This window comes from Pseudorhodoplanes sp., from assembly GCF_050250235.1.
In the GTDB taxonomy this organism is placed as follows: Bacteria; Pseudomonadota; Alphaproteobacteria; order Rhizobiales; family Xanthobacteraceae; genus Pseudorhodoplanes.
This window is the reverse complement of the sequence record NZ_JBFWPA010000128.1, coordinates 1-16498: the sequence shown is the minus strand read 5'-3', so window position 1 is coordinate 16498 and position 16498 is coordinate 1. Positions and strand designations below refer to the sequence as shown.

Here is a 16498-nt window from a genome sequence, read left to right as displayed (position 1 = left end):
AAACCTTCATCGCGTTTCATCCCCTTCGATTTTTTTGCGGCGCCACATTGATGCGGCGGATTTTCCCTGCGGCGCGCCATTCGCATTGCAATTCGAATGAGCCGTACAAGGCCGAGCGCGCAGCCTTCATGAAGACATTTGCAAACCGCCGCGACAATCTCGTATTTGTCGCGCGACATTCTGTGCATGGACGGGGAAAAGGTGCGTCCCAGGTCGATAGAACCGGGAAAAAGGAAAGGGCGATTTGTGTAATACGTATTTCTACGTCAAGCGATCAAGCGATGTCGCGCGATCAGCGGACACGGATGTGCTCGTGCGTATGCGCGTGCCGGTCGCCGTGTTTGTGGCGCGTGGTCTCGATCGTCGCGGGGATCATCGTGATGCGACCGTGCCGGGCGCCCCGCTCGGCTATGATCTCATTGGCAAGCTGTTGAACTGCTTTTATATTTCCCCTGAGGACGGCGACCTCCATGCAGCTGTGGTGGTCGAGAGAAATGCGCATGGTGGCGACTGAGAGATCGTGGGCGCGCTGGAAGGCGTGGGCCAGCCGCTGAGGCAGATCGCGCGTTTCCTGATCGTAGACATAGACCACGCTGGCGATGCAGTCCCCCGTGGATGAGGCATCGTCGGTTTCCGAAATTCCAGCCCTGACGAGATCCCGGATAATTTCCGATCGGTTTTGATAGCCGCGCGCTTTAGCGAGCTTTTCGATTTCGTTGTAAAGTTGGTTGTCAATTGTGATTGTGATCCGTTGCACTTTCGCCTCGCTCTCCGATTTTGACTCACAGTATGAGGATCAGAAATAGACTTCATATCGTAGCACGCCGTCCTTGAATGGAAAGGTGCATTCGGGAGGTGTGGTATGCGTTTTCATTTGTTCGCGACATCTGTGGTCGCAATCATCATGCACGGTGCGCTGCTCGGTGCTCTGGTCAGTGCGCAGGGGGTGCAGGAACTCCCGACCGTCACGGTCACGACCACCCAGCCCAAGGCAGCAAAGAAAGCCAAAAAAGCCACAGCGCAGCCGGCACCGCAGACGTGGTCAGCTTCGAGCGATGGCGAGCCCGGTGCGCTTGATTTCGCGCCGGCCGACGAGCTCGATTCACGCTCAGCCGACGTCGGCATCGCGCAGTCCGCGAGCCAAGGCGTGGTCACGGAGACGGAGCTTGCGAGGCGGCCGGTCTACCGAACCGGAGAGTTGCTGGAATCGGTGCCGGGCCTGATCGTCACGCAGCACAGCGGCGAGGGAAAAGCCAACCAGTACTTCCTGCGCGGCTTCAATCTCGACCACGGAACGGACCTTGCGATCTCGATCGACGGCATGCCCGTCAACATGCGCACTCATGGCCATGGCCAGGGCTATGCGGACACCAATTTCATCATTCCCGAGATCGTTCGCGGGCTCGCGTTCCGCAAAGGCCCCTACTTCGCCTCCGAGGGCGACTTTGCCTCGGCCGGCGCCATCCACCTCGACGTGATCGATATGCCTGCCCCCAATTTTGCCAAGGTCGAGATCGGCGAATTCGGGCATCGGCGAGCTGTGGCGGCGGCTTCGGCCCCGGTTGGGGTGGACGGCACGTTGATGGTGGTTGGCGAGATCGCCCGTTTCGACGGCCCCTGGGAGAACCCGGACGACGTGCACCGGCTCAACGGCATCGCGCGGTACGCAAACGGGTCCTACAACAATGGTTTCGCACTGACGGCGATGGCCTACGACGGTCACTGGAATTCGACGGACCAGATCCCCCTCTATGCGGTGGAAGCGGGCCTGCTCGATCGCTTCGGCGCCATCGATCCGACCGACGGCGGGAAGTCGCACCGTTACAGCCTGTCCGGTCGCTGGCATGCGACGGACGCGGACTCCGCCACGCGCGTCAACGCCTATCTCGTGAAAAGCGACCTCGCGCTGTTCAACAACTTCACCTACTTTCTCAATGATCCCGTCAACGGCGACCAGTTCCAGCAGGCCGATGACCGCTTCATGGCGGGCGGCAGCGCCAGCAAGACGTACTACGCAAGTTTCGGCGGTACGATGAAGACCGCGACCACCATCGGCGGCGACACCCGCTACGACGATATCGACGTCGGCTTGTACAACACCAGGGAACGCAGGCGGCTGTCGACCGTGCGCGAGGATTCGGTGCGGGAGGCGAGTGCCGGCGTGTTCGTCGAGAACACCCTGCACTGGACAGATTGGCTGCGCACAACCGTTGGTCTCAGGGGCGATGTCTTTCACATCGACGTATCGAGCGACAACGATGCGAACTCCGGCGACGAGACCGACGCGATCCTAAGTCCCAAGGCGGGGCTGGTGCTCGGCCCGTGGGGCGGCACGGAGCTGTACTTGAACGCCGGAACCGGATTTCACAGCAACGACGCGCGCGGGGTCGTGACGACGATCGATCCCGTAAGCCTCTTGGCGGTAGAGCCGGCACCGTTGCTCGTGCGCTCCGAGGGCGCCGAGATTGGCATCAGGACGCAGCCGACGCGCGCCATCACGAGCACGTTTTCCGCCTTCCTTCTCGATTTCGATTCAGAGATCCTCTTCGTTGGCGATGCGGGGACGACGGAGGCGAGCCGGCCGAGTCGGCGCATTGGTGCAGAGTTTACCCTGCAGGCTGAGCTCCTGCCGTGGCTCTTTCTCGATCTCGATGCCGCCTACACGCAGGCTCGCTTCAAGGACAGTGCCCCCGATGGGCGACGGATTCCGGGCGCCGTCGAAGGTGTCGTGACGGCTGGGTTGTCGTTCGATAACGTCTGGGGCGGTCTCTTCGGTGGCGTCAACGTGCGCTACTTCGGTCCCCGTCCGTTGATCGAGGACAACAGCGCCCGCTCGAAGTCGAGCACGCCGGTGTCGGCCCGGCTCGGGTACAAATTCGGCAACGGTTTGATCGTTCAGATGGATGCCTACAACCTCTTCGACGAGACCGCGAGCCAGATCGACTATTTCTACGAGTCGAGCTTCCCGTCCGGTGCGCCGGCCACGGAGGACATCCACTTCCACCCGCTCGAGCCTAGATCCTTCCGGCTTGCAGTAACGAAACAGTGGTAGGCGCCGCTGTGCTCCAGCAAGATCGGCCACTCTCCGTTAGATAAAGTGCTCAACTATCCCGAAATCCTGAAGACGAACACTACCAATGGGCATGTGCGCGCGGGATGTCGCCCATTCAAGGGCGCACCCTGTGGAACGCTGCAGACGGAAGCCCATTCGTGTTGGCGCCGATGAAGTGCAGCACCTCGCCGCGAAGCGCCAAGGTATCGTCGACATGGCGGTCGGCCGGCAATGTATGAACGGGGATAGGGCAATAGCCGTAAGAGACAAGGATGACCGGGACTCGAGCCGCGGCCGCCGCCCCGCTGTCAGGTGCTGAATCGCCGACCATCAACGCCCTTTCGCGGCTACCGCCGGCCTGTTCGATCGCGTCGAGGAGCGGAATGGGATCGGGTTTCTTCGGCCGATCATCGCGGTAGCCCACTACGGCGTCGAAAAGGACAAGAATTTCGAGCTGATCCAGAATGCGCAGCGCAATTGACTCGACCTTGTTCGTGCACACCGCTGTGCGGATTCCGTACCCCCGGATCTCCTCGAGCAACGGCCGGATGCCCGGATAAAGCCGCGAGAGCGTGGCAGGCGCTCGCGCGTATGCCGCTAGGAAATGCTGTAGCGCCTCGGTCGCCTCCTCTGCGGGAATGCGCAGTCGCTTGGCGACAAGCGCACGCCAGAAGAGCGTCCCAAGGCCGTCACCCATCATCGCTGCCGCGTCTCGCGGGCTCGTAACGCAGGAAGGGTAGCGTTGCAGCGCCGAGTCGAGCGCGGCAGCGATGTCCGGAACGGTGTCGACAAGCGTTCCATCGAGGTCAAACACGACCGTTGGTGGCACGGCCAAAAGCATTCTTTCTTCCCCTTTCAAATCCGTTCTGATAGCGGACCATCGCCCGTGTCCATCAACCTCATGAGACGTCCGACTGCGCATCACGCATGTGAAAGACCCGGCTCGCCAGAATGTCGGGCGCGCGGATCGTCGAGAGCTCAGCCGCGGGCAGGGCGCCGGTCGACACCCCAAAGATGCGGGCTGCGTGGCGGAGCCGAGCCCGATCGAGCGCATTGCGCACGGAACGGGCATTGGCGAAGAGCGGTTGGCTGCGGCGCAGCGCGATATAGTCGGCAAATGCCGCACGCGCGCCGGAGTCGAGCACGTAGTTCTGGCGCGCCATCATCCGTTCGGCGATGTCGAGCAACTCCTCGTTGCTGTAATCCGGAAAATCGACGTGGTGCGACACGCGCGAGCGGAAGCCGGGGTTCGATCGAAAGAACATCTCCATCCGGTCCGTGTACCCGGCAAGGACGACGACCAGATCGTCACGCTGGTTCTCCATCACCTGGAGCAGGATCTCGATCGCCTCCTGGCCGTAGTCGCGTTCGTTCTCGGGACGATGCAGATAGTAGGCTTCGTCTATGAACAGGACGCCGCCCATGGCCCTTTTCAGGATCTCTTTCGTCTTCGGTGCCGTATGCCCGATGTACTGGCCCACGAGATCGTCGCGTGTCACCGAGACGATGTGGCCTTTGCGGATATAACCGAGGCGATGGAGAATCTCGGCCATTCTGAGGGCGACCGTCGTCTTGCCGGTCCCTGCATTGCCGGTGAAGCTCATGTGCAGCGTCGGCGCTTCGCTTCCAAGGCCAAGCCGCTTGCGGACCCGGTCGACCAAAAGCAGCGTTGCGATCTCGCGGATGCGCAGCTTGACCGGCGCCAGTCCCACAAGATCGCGGTCGAGAGTTTGCAGCACCTCCGCAAGGCCCGTATCGGCAAACTCGGCCCTGAGGTCGACAAGCGCATCCGCCTCTTGCGGCATGGCGGGGGACGATGTGGCGGCGGCGTGAGCCATATGAGCACCTTCCTGGGCGTATCGAATGGCACCCCGAAGCTATGAGAGGCGGGCGAGCCCGCCTCTCACGTCGCGAGGAGGAAGCAATCCGGACACTTAGATTTGCCGGATTGCACGCGAGAACCTCTTGTCAGCCTGGCTCCCCGTATCGGCGCCCCTCGGGCGCGTCCGTCGCGTAGCTGCGCGTCTGGTAAGCGAGAGAGCGTCCGGGGCCCTCGATGCGGGTCAGGGCGTAGCCCGGTTCGGAGTTCGGCCGGCCAGCGATGAAGGAAAGCCTCACCGACTCGCAGCCATGGCTGTTGTCAAACGCCGTGACGCGGATGTAGTGCGTGCCGCCATGCACCTCCCGACACTTGTTGAGCTCAAGCATCACGCCCGCGGCATCACGTACATCGAACATCGGAAGATCCCACATCTCCCAGTAGATGTTGCGGGGATGGGGGTCATCGGTGAACTCGACGTTCACCGCCCATCCGTTATCGAGGCAGTATTGGATCTGTGCCGCGATCTGCTTGTCGCTGAGATCCGGCAGAAACGAAAATGTGCCTTGTGTCACTCTCATGTGCTGGCAATCCTTTTCTCGGCGATCCTTGGGCTATTCCGCGGCCGTCACGGTTGGTACGAAGTCGGGGGTGTCCGTCGAGGCATAGGTGAAACTGACGTCCTTCCAGGTATCGAGCGCCTGCTTCAGCGGCGTGCACCATTTCGCCGCTTCCGCCAGAATCCGCTGCCCCTCCTTCACGTAGTCCCGCCCCTCGTTGCGGGCGAGAACCATGGCCTCGAGCGCCACACGGTTGGCGGTCGCTCCCGCTTGGATGCCCGCCGGATGGCCGATCGTCCCGCCGCCGAACTGAAGCACGACATCGTCGCCAAAGAGCTCCAGAAGCTGGTGCATCTGGCCAGCGTGAATGCCGCCCGATGCCACAGGCATCACCTTTCCAAGGCTGCCCCAGTGCTGATCGAAGAAGATCCCTGTCTCGAGCCTGCGCGGATTGAAGTTCTCGCGGCAGACGTCGTAGTAGCCGCGCGTCGTTGCCGGATCGCCCTCGAGCTTACCGACGACAGTACCCGCGTGAATGTGGTCGACGCCGGCGAGGCGCGCCCATTTGGCGATGACGCGGAACGAGACGCCATGGGATTTCTGCCGCGTGTAGGTCGAGTGGCCGGCGCGATGCAGGTGCAGGATGATGTCGTTGCGACGCGCCCATTTCGACATCGACTGTATCGCCGTCCAGCCAATGACGAGATCGATCATCACGACGACGGAGCCGAGAGACTTGGCAAAGTCGGCACGCTCGTACATGTCCTCCATGGTGGCGGCGGTCACGTTGAGATATGAACCCTTGACCTCGCCCGTCGCCGCTTGCGCCCTGTTGATCGCCTCCATGCAGTAGAGAAATCGCTCGCGCCAATGCATGAACGGCTGCGAGTTGATGTTCTCGTCGTCTTTGGTGAAATCGAGACCGCCTTTGAGCGCTTCGTAGACGACGCGGCCATAGTTGCGGCCCGAGAGGCCAAGTTTAGGCTTGACGGTGGCGCCGAGCAGAGGACGCCCGAATTTATCGAGCCGCTCGCGCTCGACGATGATCCCCGTTGCCGGACCCTGGAATGTTTTCACATAGGCAACAGGCAGCCGCATATCCTCGAGCCGGAGCGCCTTGAGCGGCTTGAATCCGAACACGTTACCGATAATGGATGCGGCGAGGTTGGCGATTGAGCCGGGTTCGAAGAGATCGAGGTCGTACGCAATATAGGCGAAGTACGATCCCGGAGCATTCGGCACCGGCTCGACCTTGTAAGCCTTCGCGCGGTACTTGTCGGCCGCCGTAAGCCGATCGGTCCAGCACACGGTCCAGGTTGCAGTCGAGCTCTCGCCGGCAACAGCCGCCGCAGCCTCGACGGGGTCGACGCCGTCCTGCGGAGTAATGCGGAACAGTGCGAGCAGATCGGTATCTTTCGGAACGTAATCGGCGTTCCAGTAGCCCATCCTGCGGTATTCAAGAACACCGGATTTGTAGCGGTCTTTGCCTTTGAGCTCGGTTGTCGTGGTGTCCATGATCTTATCTCCTGCGCCGCGCGCCGTTGTGTTTTGGATGCTCAGGCGGCACACGCGATGCCGTGTGACGGAGCAAGGTCGCCGCTTGCGTAGCGTCGTGCCATTTCGGCAATGGCCATGACCTTGATCCGCGACGCATTGCCTGCGGTACCGAACGCCTCCATGCGGTGCCGGCAGACCGCAGTCATCGCCGCCATGGCGGGTTTCAGGAACTTTCTGGGATCGAACTCCGATTTTTGCGTTGCCGCGATCCGCCGGAACTCAGCCACCGCAGCCAGGCGCAGGTCCGTGTCAATGTTGATCTTGCGCACGCCGTGGCGGATGCCGCGCACGATCTCGTCGACGGGAACCCCGTAGGTCTCCTTCATGTCCCCGCCATGGGCGTTGAAGACCTCCTGCCATTCCTCCGGGACCGACGACGATCCGTGCATGACGATGTGCGTGTGGGGCAGGCGCGCGTGCACCTTCTCGATCACGTCCATCGCCAGCACGGCGCTCGTGGGCCTGCGCGCGAACTTGTAGGCGCCGTGACTGGTGCCGATCGCGACCGCGAGCGCATCGACATTCGTCTCCTCGACGAAGCGCTCGGCCTCGTCCGGATCGGTGAGGAGCATCGATCTGTCGAGCCTACCTTCGAACCCGTGCCCGTCCTCGGCATCGCCCGCGCCCGTCTCTAGCGATCCGAGGCAGCCGAGCTCGCCCTCAATGGACGCACCGACCATATGGGCGAGCCGCGCGACTTCGCGTGTTATGGCGACGTTGTCGGCATAGCTCGTCGGCGTTTTCGCATCCTCGGCGAGCGAGCCGTCCATCATCACGGATGTGAACCCGTGCTGAATTGCCGACAGGCAGGTGCTGACGCTATTGCCGTGATCCTGATGGATGCAAATCGGAATCTCCGGATAGATGAGCTCCAGCGCCTCCATGATCTTCGCCAGCATGATGTCGTTCGCGTAGGTGCGCGCCCCGCGGCTCACCTGCAGGATGACGGGGCTGTCGGTCGCACGCGCCGCCTCCAGGATGGCGAGCCCTTGCTCCATGTTGTTGATGTTGAAAGCCGGCACGCCGTAGCCGCGCTCAGCGGCGTGATCGAGAAGTTGACGAAGGGTGATGCGGGCCATCAGACGATCCTTGAAAGGCTGCGGGGGGGCGAGGTTTCCGTCGGCGACTTGGAACGCGGTTCGAGGAGGCGCACGGCCACGGCAACGACCGCCTCGGACGTGATCTGGAAATGGCGGTAGAGCTCGGGGGCGGGACCGGAAGCGCCGAACCCCTGCATGCCGATGAAAGCGCCGCCGTCGCCGATCCATCGATCCCAGCCGAAGCGCGCCGCCGCCTCGATGCCGATGCGGGGCGCCGTGCCGAGGACGGCGGCGCGATAGTCCGCACTCTCGGCTTCGAACCGCTCCCAGCACGGCATGGACACGACGGCCGCGCGGATACCCGACGCGGAGAGGACACCTGCTGCCGCAAGCGCAATCTCGACCTCCGAGCCTGTGGCCAGCAGCGTGACATCCCGCGACCCGTCCGCCTCCTCGAGAACGTAGGCGCCGCGCGCACTGCGGTTCTCGAGCACCTCCGAGCGCACAGTCGGCAGGTTCTGCCGCGAAAGGCACAACACCGAAGGCGACGATGGCGAGCCAAGCGCCAACTCCCAGCACTCCGCGGTCTCGACAGCGTCGGCGGGGCGAAACACGTTGAGGTTCGGGATGGCCCGAAGCGCTGCCAGGTGCTCGACCGGCTGATGAGTCGGCCCATCCTCGCCGAGCCCGATCGAATCGTGCGTCAGGACGTAGATCACACGCTGGCGCATCAACGCAGAGAGACGGATGGCCCCCCGCGCATAGTCGGAGAAGACGAGAAATGTCCCCCCGTAGGGGATGAAGCCGCCATGGAGCGCAATGCCGTTCATGGCGGCTGCCATGGCATGCTCGCGGATGCCGTAGTGCAGATAGCGGCCGTCGAATCTTCCCGGTGCGACCGGCGTAAGCGGCTTGGTCAGCGTGAGGTTGGAGTGGGTGAGATCCGCTGATCCACCCACGGTGTTGTCGAGCGCAGCATTGATGGTTTGAAGCGCCGTCTCGCTGGCCTTGCGGGTTGCGATCCTGGGTGCCCTCGCGATCAGATGCTCCTTGAGATCGCGCATGCGCGGGCCGAAATGCTCCGGAAGCTCCCCGCGGCACGCCCGCTCAAATGCCCCCTTCCTGTCCGACGCTGCGAGACGTTGAGACCAGAGACGCCGCGCTTTTGCTGCACGTTCCGTCGTGCCCCGCCATGCTGCAAGGATGTCAGCCGGAATGACGAACGGCGGATATGGCCAATCCAGTTTCTTTCGTGCAGACTCGATCTCGGCGGCTCCGAGCGGCGCCCCATGCACGCTTTCCGTTCCCGCCTTCGTCGGCGCGCCGAACCCTATGATGGTGCGGCAGGCGATGAGGGAGGGGCGCGACGATTGCTTCGCGGCCTCGAGAGCGGCGTCGACCTCGTCGGGCGCATGCCCGTCGGTCTCCGTCACCGCCCACCCGGAGGCGGAAAACCGATCGAGCTGGCATGTGGAGGTCGACAACCCCGTCGAACCGTCGATGGAGATCCCGTTGTTGTCCCAAAGCACGACCAGGCGGCCAAGCCCAAGGTGACCAGCAAGGTCGATCGCCTCTTGCGAGAGGCCTTCCATGAGGCAGCCGTCGCCAGCAATCACGTAGGTTCGATGATTGACTAAGTCGTCTCCAAACCTGGCGTTCAGCATGCGCTCGGCGAGCGCCATGCCCACTGCGGTCGCGAGCCCCTGTCCCAACGGACCGGTCGTCGTCTCGATGCCGGCGCAGTGGCCGTGCTCCGGGTGTCCGGCCGTCGGCGATCCGAGCTGACGAAAGCGCTGCAAGGCCTCGAGGGGCATATCGGCGTAGCCCAGCAGGTAGTGGAGGGCGTACTGCAGCATCGATCCATGACCGGCGGACAGGACGAAGCGATCACGATCCGGCCATTGCGGATCCAGGGGATCGATATTCAGGTGGCGCGCGAACAGCACTGCTGCGGCATCGGCCATGCCCATCGGCATGCCGGGATGACCGGACTTCGCAGCCTCCACCGCGTCCATGGCGAGAAATCGGACTGCGTTGGCCATGTTCGCGATATCGACGGTAGCCGTCATTGCCATGGTATTCACGCCGGCTCCTCCTCATGCTCGCGCTCGCGGGGCCACGCCGTCTTGCCGTCCCAGACAACGCGATGCTTGCGTCTGACGAGGTCGAGAATGACCGGTGTGAGAATGAGCTGCATGGCGAGATCAAGCTTGCCGCCCGGAATGACGATCGAGTTGGCGCGGCTCATGAAGCTCGATTGGATCATCGACAGGAGGTAGGGAAAGTCGATGCCGCGCGGCGTCTTGAAGCGGATGACAACCATCGACTCGTCGGCGGTCGGGATCCAGCGCGCTATAAACGGGTTCGACGTGTCGACGATCGGCACGCGCTGGAAGTTGATATCCGTCTCCGAGAACTGCGGGCAGATGTGGCGCACGTAGTCCGGCATGCGGCGGATAATGGTGTCCGTGATGACTTCCGTCGAATAGCCGCGCGTCGAACGATCGCGATGGATCTTCTGGATCCACTCGAGATTGGCGACCGGGACAACGCCGATCTTGAGATCGACGTGGCGCGCGATATCGACATCGCTGCTGACGACAGCGCCGTGCAACCCCTCGTAAAGCAGGAGATCGGATCCCGCGGGCAGATCGCGCCAACCGGTGAATTGACCCGCCGGCACGCCGTGCCGCTCCGCCTCGCAATCGTCATGAACGTAGGTGCGTGTCTTGCCGCTTCCCGTCTCGCCGTAGGTGCGGAACGTACTCTCGAGCTCACCGAGGAGATTGGCCTCGGGCCCGAAGTGGCTGAAAGGGGGCGCTCCCGCCTTGGCCGCGTCCTCGATGGCAGCCTTCATGCCAGCGCGATCGTAGCGGTGGAAGGCATCACCCTCAATGAATGCGGCATTGATCTTCTCGCGGCGGAACACCTGCTCGAAGGTCCGCTTGACGGATGTCGTCCCCGCTCCCGAGGAGCCGGTAACCGAAATAATGGGATGGATGCGAGACATCTCTCTTTCCCGATCTTGAACTTCAGATCCGGAGCAACCCACGGTCGGAAAACAACTGATAAGGTCGATGTCCGCCTTCGAGGCCCCGCACATAGCGGGCGATCAATTCGACCTCGCGGCGCGATCCGAAAACCAAAGGCGTTTTCTCATGGAGGTGCACCGGCCTCAGATCGAGGATGCGGTGCGTGCCGTCGGTCGCCGCGCCTCCCGCTGCCTCGATCACGAACGCAATGGGGTTGGCCTCGTAGACGAGCCGTAGACGCCCGTTCTCGTAGCCCTCGCGCTTGTCGCGCGGGTAGAGATAGACACCGCTACGCACGAGGATGCGCTGCGCTTCGGCAACGAGCGAGGCGATCCAGCGCATGTTGAAGTCCCGCCCTCGTGGCCCCTCGGCACCGGAAATGCAGTCGTCCACGTAGCTGTGCACCGCTGGACTCCAGTGTCGAGCATTCGATGAATTGATCGCGAACTCGCGTGCCATCTCGGAAATCGTGCTCGAGTCCGACGTGAGAACGAACGCACCAAATTCGGGGTCCAATGCAAACGTCAGGGTCCCGCGGCCGAACGTCAGAAAGAGGACGCACTTGGGTCCGTAGACGAAGAACCCCGCCGCAACCTGTTGCGAGCCCGGTTGGAGGAAGGTCGCGTCGCTTGTGCCGCAGGGAGCGGTCGGCATGATCGAGAAGATGGTTCCGACGGGAGCGTTGGTCTCGATGTTCGACGAGCCGTCGAGGGGATCGATCGCAATCGAAAACGGCGCACCCGGTGTGAGTGCGACAGGCGTCTCGCACTCCTCCGACGCGAGCCAGGCCAGCGGCGTCTCGGAGATGCTCGCCATGACGATCTCGTTGGCAAGTACGTCGAGCGTCGTTTGCGCGTCGCCGGAGCCGTTGCTGGCATTGACGTAGCCGCCGAGGTCGCCGCTCTTGGCGCTGCTTGCAATGACCTTGGCCAGCGAGCGCGCGGCGTTCGCAAGGCCGCTCAGGATGGGAGAGCACTCGCTTTGCACCACGCCGTCGGCAACCAGCCGCGAAACGTAGCCGTCGAGATCGATCGCCCTCAACATCTGGACATCTCCCTTGTCGCCGAGCCGTTGATCGCGGCGCGTTGTCAGGAAGAGGATGGGGCTTGACGAGAAATAAATAAAATCGAATAAAATTAGCGTGTCATTCGGAAAAAGTGAATGCCTGGTGCCATGCGCGACGTTTCATTGCGACAACTGAGAGCTGTTATTGCAATTGCGAAGACAGGCAAAATCGTTTCGGCCGCCAATGCACTAGGTTTGACCCCGCCCGCGGTCACGGAGCAGCTCAAGCTGATGGAGGAGGCGCTCGGCATTCGGCTCTTCCACCGCACCAAAGCTGGATTGCGGCTGACGGACGCGGGACAGGTTGTCCTCGAGGCCGCGATCCGCACGGAAGCGCTGCTCGACGACGCGCACGAGCGCATTCAGGAGATGAAGGGTCTCAAGGCCGGGATCGTGACAATCGGTGTGGTCAGCACGGCCAAATATTTCGCACCGCGGCTCATCCATGCCTTCGTCGAGGCCAATCCAAGCATCGAAATGAAGCTGGTCGTCGGCAATCGCCTGGAGACGATCGAGGCGCTTAGAAGCTATGACATAGACATCGCGATCATGGGGCGCCCGCCGAATGACATCGTGGTCAGCAAACTGGTCTTTGGACCGCATCCGTACGTCATGATTGCACGCCCCGACCATCGGCTGGCCAACCGCCAGCGGGCCGTGGACCGGACGTCCCTCGCCAAGGAAAAGCTCTTGGTTCGCGAGATCGGGTCGGGCAGCCGGGTTGTATTCGAGACATTTTTCAGGAGCGTCAAACGCGCTGAGCCGTCTTCGATCATCGAGTTCGGCTCCAACGAGACGATCAAGCAGGCGGTTATGGCGGGCCTTGGCCTCGCCCTGATTTCGGCGCACACCATCGAACTTGAAATTGAGACCGGGCGGCTGGCGCTGATCAATGTCAAGGATCTACCCGTCGTCCGCGAGTGGAACCTCGTTCATCGCCTGGACAAGGAGCTGGGACCGGCGGCGGCTGCATTTTGGCGATATGCACTCAAAGACGGTCAGCGGCACCTGCCGCGCATTCCCGGCCTGTGACAAGGCCGTAACCGGCTCCTCGGCCGAAGCCGAAGCAATCAACGAGCTCGGTTGCCGGATGCCGATGTCCGCCTTGGGTCACTTGCGATCGTTTGCCAGAGTGCAAGTAAGGCTAGTCTCAAACACTAAGCGGACATGCTCTCGGGACGACTACGAATGCTGATGATATCCGGTAGTGGGACTTTTCAGGCTTCGCCAAGTTCTGACGTCATCGGCGGTGACGTAAAAAGAAGCTTAGCATTTCTTCAGTCGCATCAGGACCTCCCTGATCAGTAAATGATCCGGCCGGACTTCCCCCCGACCAAGCGTGGCCGGCCCCGTGCACCTCCCAGAGTTCTATAACGCTCCGGCCTTCGGCGTCCCGATAGACGGATTTTGAACATGTCCCCCCGTTCGGCGTGGCGCTGAGTGATGTCTTGATGTGGAGCCGGGCGCCACCATTCGCTCTTGCAACGACCTTGGTGCCGTTGCTCGGATGAACAGTCGGGTCGCGGTCTCCATGAAAGACGATGGTAGGCATGATCGTGGCACCGGAGCGATTGACCGCCGCTGCCGCTGTTTGCCCGCGCATGGCACTGAACGCGGACGGCAAGTCGTGAGCTGAGCCACAGGCAAGGCCGGAATGCACGCCGACGGCTGCAAAGAGCTCAGGGTAGGCCTCTCCCATGATGGCTGCGGCCGCCCCGCCCGCCGACAGGCCAGCTACGTAAACACGGGTCGGATCGATGTCATGGTCCTTCATGGCTCGCCGAACAATACCGGCAATTAGAGACGGCTCGCCGCGGTCGCGGATCTGATCTCCCGGCCGGAACCAGTTCCAGCATTTGGACGCGTTGGCTGCCTGCGGCTGCTCGGGATAAACAACGAAGCATCCACGCTTCTCGGCAGCGAAGTTCATGCGGGTGCCTGCCGCAAAATCATCGGCTGACTGCTTGCACCCGTGCAGCATAACAATGAGCGGACGAGCCGTGTCGCGATAGCTTGGGACGTAGAGCTTGAACGATCGATCTCCTGCTTCATTCGAGAATGTGCCGGCAAGATAACTGCCCGCAGCGGGCGCGATATCCGCTGGCTGGATGATGCGGCCCTCCAGCCCCGGCAGCTTCGCTTTGCAGTGAAGCGCCTGCAGGCCTAGCTTGCTCAATGAGGATCTCGTAGCACTGGTGTCAGATTTGGCGTTGCTGAGCTCGCTACCAAAGATCGGCTGGAAGGGCGCCGTCGCGTTGAGCGCTGTGCCGCCGAGCGACTGCTGCAAAAGAGCAGTGGCTTCCGTCAGCCGGCCCATTTGGGTGAGGCGTGCGGCCTCCAGCATGGCGGCGCGATCTAGAGGTTTCATAGGGGACATCCTGTTGGATGCGTTGAGACGGAAAAGGCAGCGCTATTTCATGCGGTCAGCCAGTGCGGCTTTAACCTCGGCACTGGCATGCAGCGCTCCAAGGACTCTGAGTGATGCGATCGTGGCCAGCGCCAACTTCGCCGGCACGTCGGGTGCGATGGTAAGAAGGCCAACGACATTGATGTGCAGCTGCTCGCCAGCGGCCTTGACCCTTTCAAGGTCTTCGCGCGTGTAGTGCCGCAAGCCGAGATCGAGCGTGTTTCGGGCGACGCTTTTCTTGACGACGTCAGCGTGCCGATTGAGCTGGGTGCGGATGGCAGTCCGAATAAAATCGGTCCGGTTCGAATAGAAACCTTCACTTACCATCAGGTCGATCTGACCAAGATCGATGAAGCCAAGATTGATGGTAATCTTTTCCGAATCGGCGCCGCTCCGCGGCACCTGGACCACGTTTTTTTTTGGCATCCTTCAGCCCTCCAAATACCATCCAGGTGGATGGCAGATGGGTGTGCCCGGGTTCCTTTGCAAGAGGGTTAGCGGGCGCGCCTATTGCATGGGATCGATGTCGGACGCTGTTCCGGTTGGCCACTTGCGCATTCGGCTGCACCACGATGGCGCATCCTCACTCAGAAATGCGTCTGATCGCTGTTTGCTCGTTAGGCATCGAGTAGCGTCAGTCTTTGACGCTTGAACTAAATCTTCGACGTTAGAATAAAATTTCCAAAGCTCGAAGCCGCCGGTCCACGTGAGTAAAAGAGAATCGGCCACTGGATTAAAAGCCACGTGCACCATCGGAACCGTCCGAAGGCGGTGCTCAAAAGAGTGAACCAGTTTTCCGCTACCAAGATCCCAAATCTCTGCGCGCCCAATCCGGTCCCCCAACACGATTCTCGTATCGCCTCGACTAAATGCGACCGCGACCGCTCGGCTGTCCAACGTGACCCTTTCCTTTCCAGTCTTCACATCCCAGACCAGCACATCCGACGGTCCTACAGCTGCCAGGAGATTTCCAAGTTGACTAAACTCTACGCCACTCACTTCACGCTCTAACGTCTTTAGAAGAGCTCCGTCAGACAAGCGCCATATCCTCAACGTATTATCCTTTGACGCCGTAGCGCAGAACTCAGCACTTCTGCTTATCGCGGCAGACGTAATTTCTCCGGTGTGCCCAACGAGACGAGAAATGAGCTCGCCGCTTCTCGCGTCCCATATCTCTCCGACCGAATCCTTCGCACTTACAACGAGAAACCTGGAACCAGCAGAAAACGCTCTTAGCGGAGTTCCATCGACGCGAAATTCGGAAGTCGCATTTCTGTTGACGACATTTTCGACTCGAACCGCACCATCGTCCGAGGCGGATAGCAGTTCCGAGTCGCTCGACCCAAAAGCGACCTTATTGGTCGGCTGCTCAAACTGGTCTAGCTTGCTTCCGTTAGTGGTATCGAATATCTCAACTCCGCCAATGCCCGCCATCGCAACCCGCTTGCCGTCAGGGCTAAACGCAATATCGAGGTATTTTGAATACTTTGTGTCTCTTCCGAGCTCAAATGATCTACTCGCTACGATCCGACCTGGATTTGGCACAAACGAATGCGCTCGTATCGAACCGTCGTCATGCCAAGTGACTACTGTGCTGCTATCGACACCGAATGATGCCCCGTTGATGCGTTCTGAGTTGTAGTACTTGAAACTCTGCTGCAAAGCTCCGTTCGCGTCGCGAATGTGAACCTCGCCATCGGTCGTGCGGTACAACAGGGATGTGTCGTCGGGGCTGAATCCTTCGAAAGTATCAGACGTCGTAGCCAATTGGGCGCCATTCGCGGCATCCCAAATTCGCGTCGCGTCCGAAGAGGTAACGATAAGAGACCCGGTATGATCGAAGGTTGCGCGAAGGACTCGTGTCTTATGCCCTTCGAGAATAAATTTTTGCGAACCCGTCTTGATGTCCCAAATCCGTGCAGTCGCATCTTTATTAACGTACCTGTCAAAGTGCCCTGAGCAGGTT

General features: G+C 61.3%; 14 protein-coding genes. 2 read left to right on the top strand and 12 right to left on the bottom strand.

The window, feature by feature from the left end:
• Positions 1-292: 292 nt before the first annotated feature.
• A complete protein-coding gene (gene nikR / locus AB7F49_RS31780) occupies positions 293-757 on the bottom strand; it encodes a nickel-responsive transcriptional regulator NikR (RefSeq protein WP_428529839.1) in 465 nt (154 codons plus the stop codon).
• 105 nt (positions 758-862) lie between these two features.
• Here nikR and AB7F49_RS31775 point away from each other — a divergent pair, with 105 nt between their 5' ends.
• Positions 863-3052 (top strand): TonB-dependent receptor, encoded by a 2190-nt coding sequence (locus AB7F49_RS31775; RefSeq protein WP_428529838.1) that lies wholly within the window; start codon positions 863-865, stop codon positions 3050-3052.
• A gap of 115 nt (positions 3053-3167) precedes the next feature.
• Here AB7F49_RS31775 and AB7F49_RS31770 read toward each other — a convergent pair whose 3' ends face one another.
• The 8 genes from AB7F49_RS31770 to AB7F49_RS31735 all read right to left on the bottom strand — a co-directional run bounded on the left by AB7F49_RS31770 (position 3168) and on the right by AB7F49_RS31735 (position 12101).
• Positions 3168-3974 carry an HAD hydrolase-like protein gene (locus AB7F49_RS31770; protein WP_428529837.1) on the bottom strand — a complete coding sequence of 269 codons (807 nt, stop codon included), beginning with the start codon at positions 3972-3974 and terminating at the stop codon, positions 3168-3170.
• Positions 3952-4890: a CbbX protein gene (cbbX, locus tag AB7F49_RS31765; protein ID WP_428529836.1), complete on the bottom strand. Its 939-nt coding sequence runs from the start codon at positions 4888-4890 to the stop codon at positions 3952-3954. The genes AB7F49_RS31770 and cbbX overlap by 23 nt, the downstream gene beginning before the upstream one ends.
• A gap of 130 nt (positions 4891-5020) precedes the next feature.
• On the bottom strand, positions 5021-5452 hold the full coding sequence (locus tag AB7F49_RS31760; protein WP_428529835.1) for a ribulose bisphosphate carboxylase small subunit: 432 nt from the start codon (positions 5450-5452) through the stop codon (positions 5021-5023).
• A 33-nt stretch (positions 5453-5485) separates the two neighbouring features.
• A complete protein-coding gene (locus tag AB7F49_RS31755; RefSeq protein WP_428529834.1) occupies positions 5486-6946 on the bottom strand; it encodes a form I ribulose bisphosphate carboxylase large subunit in 1461 nt (486 codons plus the stop codon).
• Positions 6947-6987: 41 nt separating this feature from the next.
• On the bottom strand, positions 6988-8067 hold the full coding sequence (fba, locus tag AB7F49_RS31750) for a class II fructose-bisphosphate aldolase (protein WP_428529833.1): 1080 nt from the start codon (positions 8065-8067) through the stop codon (positions 6988-6990).
• Positions 8067-10070 (bottom strand): transketolase, encoded by a 2004-nt coding sequence (tkt, locus tag AB7F49_RS31745; RefSeq protein WP_428529841.1) that lies wholly within the window; start codon positions 10068-10070, stop codon positions 8067-8069. Before tkt ends, fba begins: the two co-directional genes overlap by 1 nt.
• 38 nt (positions 10071-10108) lie before the next feature.
• The gene (locus tag AB7F49_RS31740; RefSeq protein ID WP_428529832.1) at positions 10109-11038 is read right to left on the bottom strand and encodes a phosphoribulokinase; all 930 of its coding nucleotides are present in this window, start codon (positions 11036-11038) and stop codon (positions 10109-10111) included.
• Between the two features lie 22 nt (positions 11039-11060).
• Positions 11061-12101, bottom strand: coding sequence for a class 1 fructose-bisphosphatase (locus AB7F49_RS31735; RefSeq protein WP_428529840.1), 1041 nt, complete (start codon positions 12099-12101; stop codon positions 11061-11063).
• Positions 12102-12221: 120 nt separating this feature from the next.
• Here AB7F49_RS31735 and AB7F49_RS31730 point away from each other — a divergent pair, with 120 nt between their 5' ends.
• Positions 12222-13157, top strand: a complete 936-nt coding sequence (locus AB7F49_RS31730) for a LysR substrate-binding domain-containing protein (protein ID WP_428529831.1) — start codon at positions 12222-12224, stop codon at positions 13155-13157.
• 208 nt (positions 13158-13365) lie between these two features.
• Here AB7F49_RS31730 and AB7F49_RS31725 read toward each other — a convergent pair whose 3' ends face one another.
• From AB7F49_RS31725 to AB7F49_RS31715, 3 genes are all read right to left on the bottom strand, one after another.
• Positions 13366-14493 carry an extracellular catalytic domain type 1 short-chain-length polyhydroxyalkanoate depolymerase gene (locus AB7F49_RS31725; RefSeq protein ID WP_428529830.1) on the bottom strand — a complete coding sequence of 376 codons (1128 nt, stop codon included), beginning with the start codon at positions 14491-14493 and terminating at the stop codon, positions 13366-13368.
• A gap of 42 nt (positions 14494-14535) precedes the next feature.
• Positions 14536-14943: a CopG family transcriptional regulator gene (locus AB7F49_RS31720; RefSeq protein WP_428529829.1), complete on the bottom strand. Its 408-nt coding sequence runs from the start codon at positions 14941-14943 to the stop codon at positions 14536-14538.
• Between the two features lie 96 nt (positions 14944-15039).
• Positions 15040-16498 (bottom strand): WD40 repeat domain-containing protein (locus AB7F49_RS31715; RefSeq protein WP_428529828.1); only part of this gene is annotated, 1459 nt, incomplete at its 5' end.

Bases quoted from the DNA above. Each gene is read 5' to 3' on its own strand.
- AB7F49_RS31740 (WP_428529832.1), bottom strand. From the start codon at position 11,038: ATGTCTCGCATCCATCCCATTATTTCGGTTACCGGCTCCTCGGGAGCG.
- AB7F49_RS31755 (WP_428529834.1), bottom strand. From the start codon at position 6,946: ATGGACACCACGACAACCGAGCTCAAAGGCAAAGACCGCTACAAATCC.
- AB7F49_RS31730 (WP_428529831.1), top strand. From the start codon at position 12,222: ATGCCTGGTGCCATGCGCGACGTTTCATTGCGACAACTGAGAGCTGTT.
- AB7F49_RS31775 (WP_428529838.1), top strand. From the start codon at position 863: ATGCGTTTTCATTTGTTCGCGACATCTGTGGTCGCAATCATCATGCAC.
- AB7F49_RS31760 (WP_428529835.1), bottom strand. From the start codon at position 5,452: ATGAGAGTGACACAAGGCACATTTTCGTTTCTGCCGGATCTCAGCGAC.
- fba (WP_428529833.1), bottom strand. From the start codon at position 8,067: ATGGCCCGCATCACCCTTCGTCAACTTCTCGATCACGCCGCTGAGCGC.
- AB7F49_RS31770 (WP_428529837.1), bottom strand. From the start codon at position 3,974: ATGCGCAGTCGGACGTCTCATGAGGTTGATGGACACGGGCGATGGTCC.
- tkt (WP_428529841.1), bottom strand. From the start codon at position 10,070: ATGGCCAACGCAGTCCGATTTCTCGCCATGGACGCGGTGGAGGCTGCG.
- cbbX (WP_428529836.1), bottom strand. From the start codon at position 4,890: ATGGCTCACGCCGCCGCCACATCGTCCCCCGCCATGCCGCAAGAGGCG.
- AB7F49_RS31725 (WP_428529830.1), bottom strand. From the start codon at position 14,493: ATGAAACCTCTAGATCGCGCCGCCATGCTGGAGGCCGCACGCCTCACC.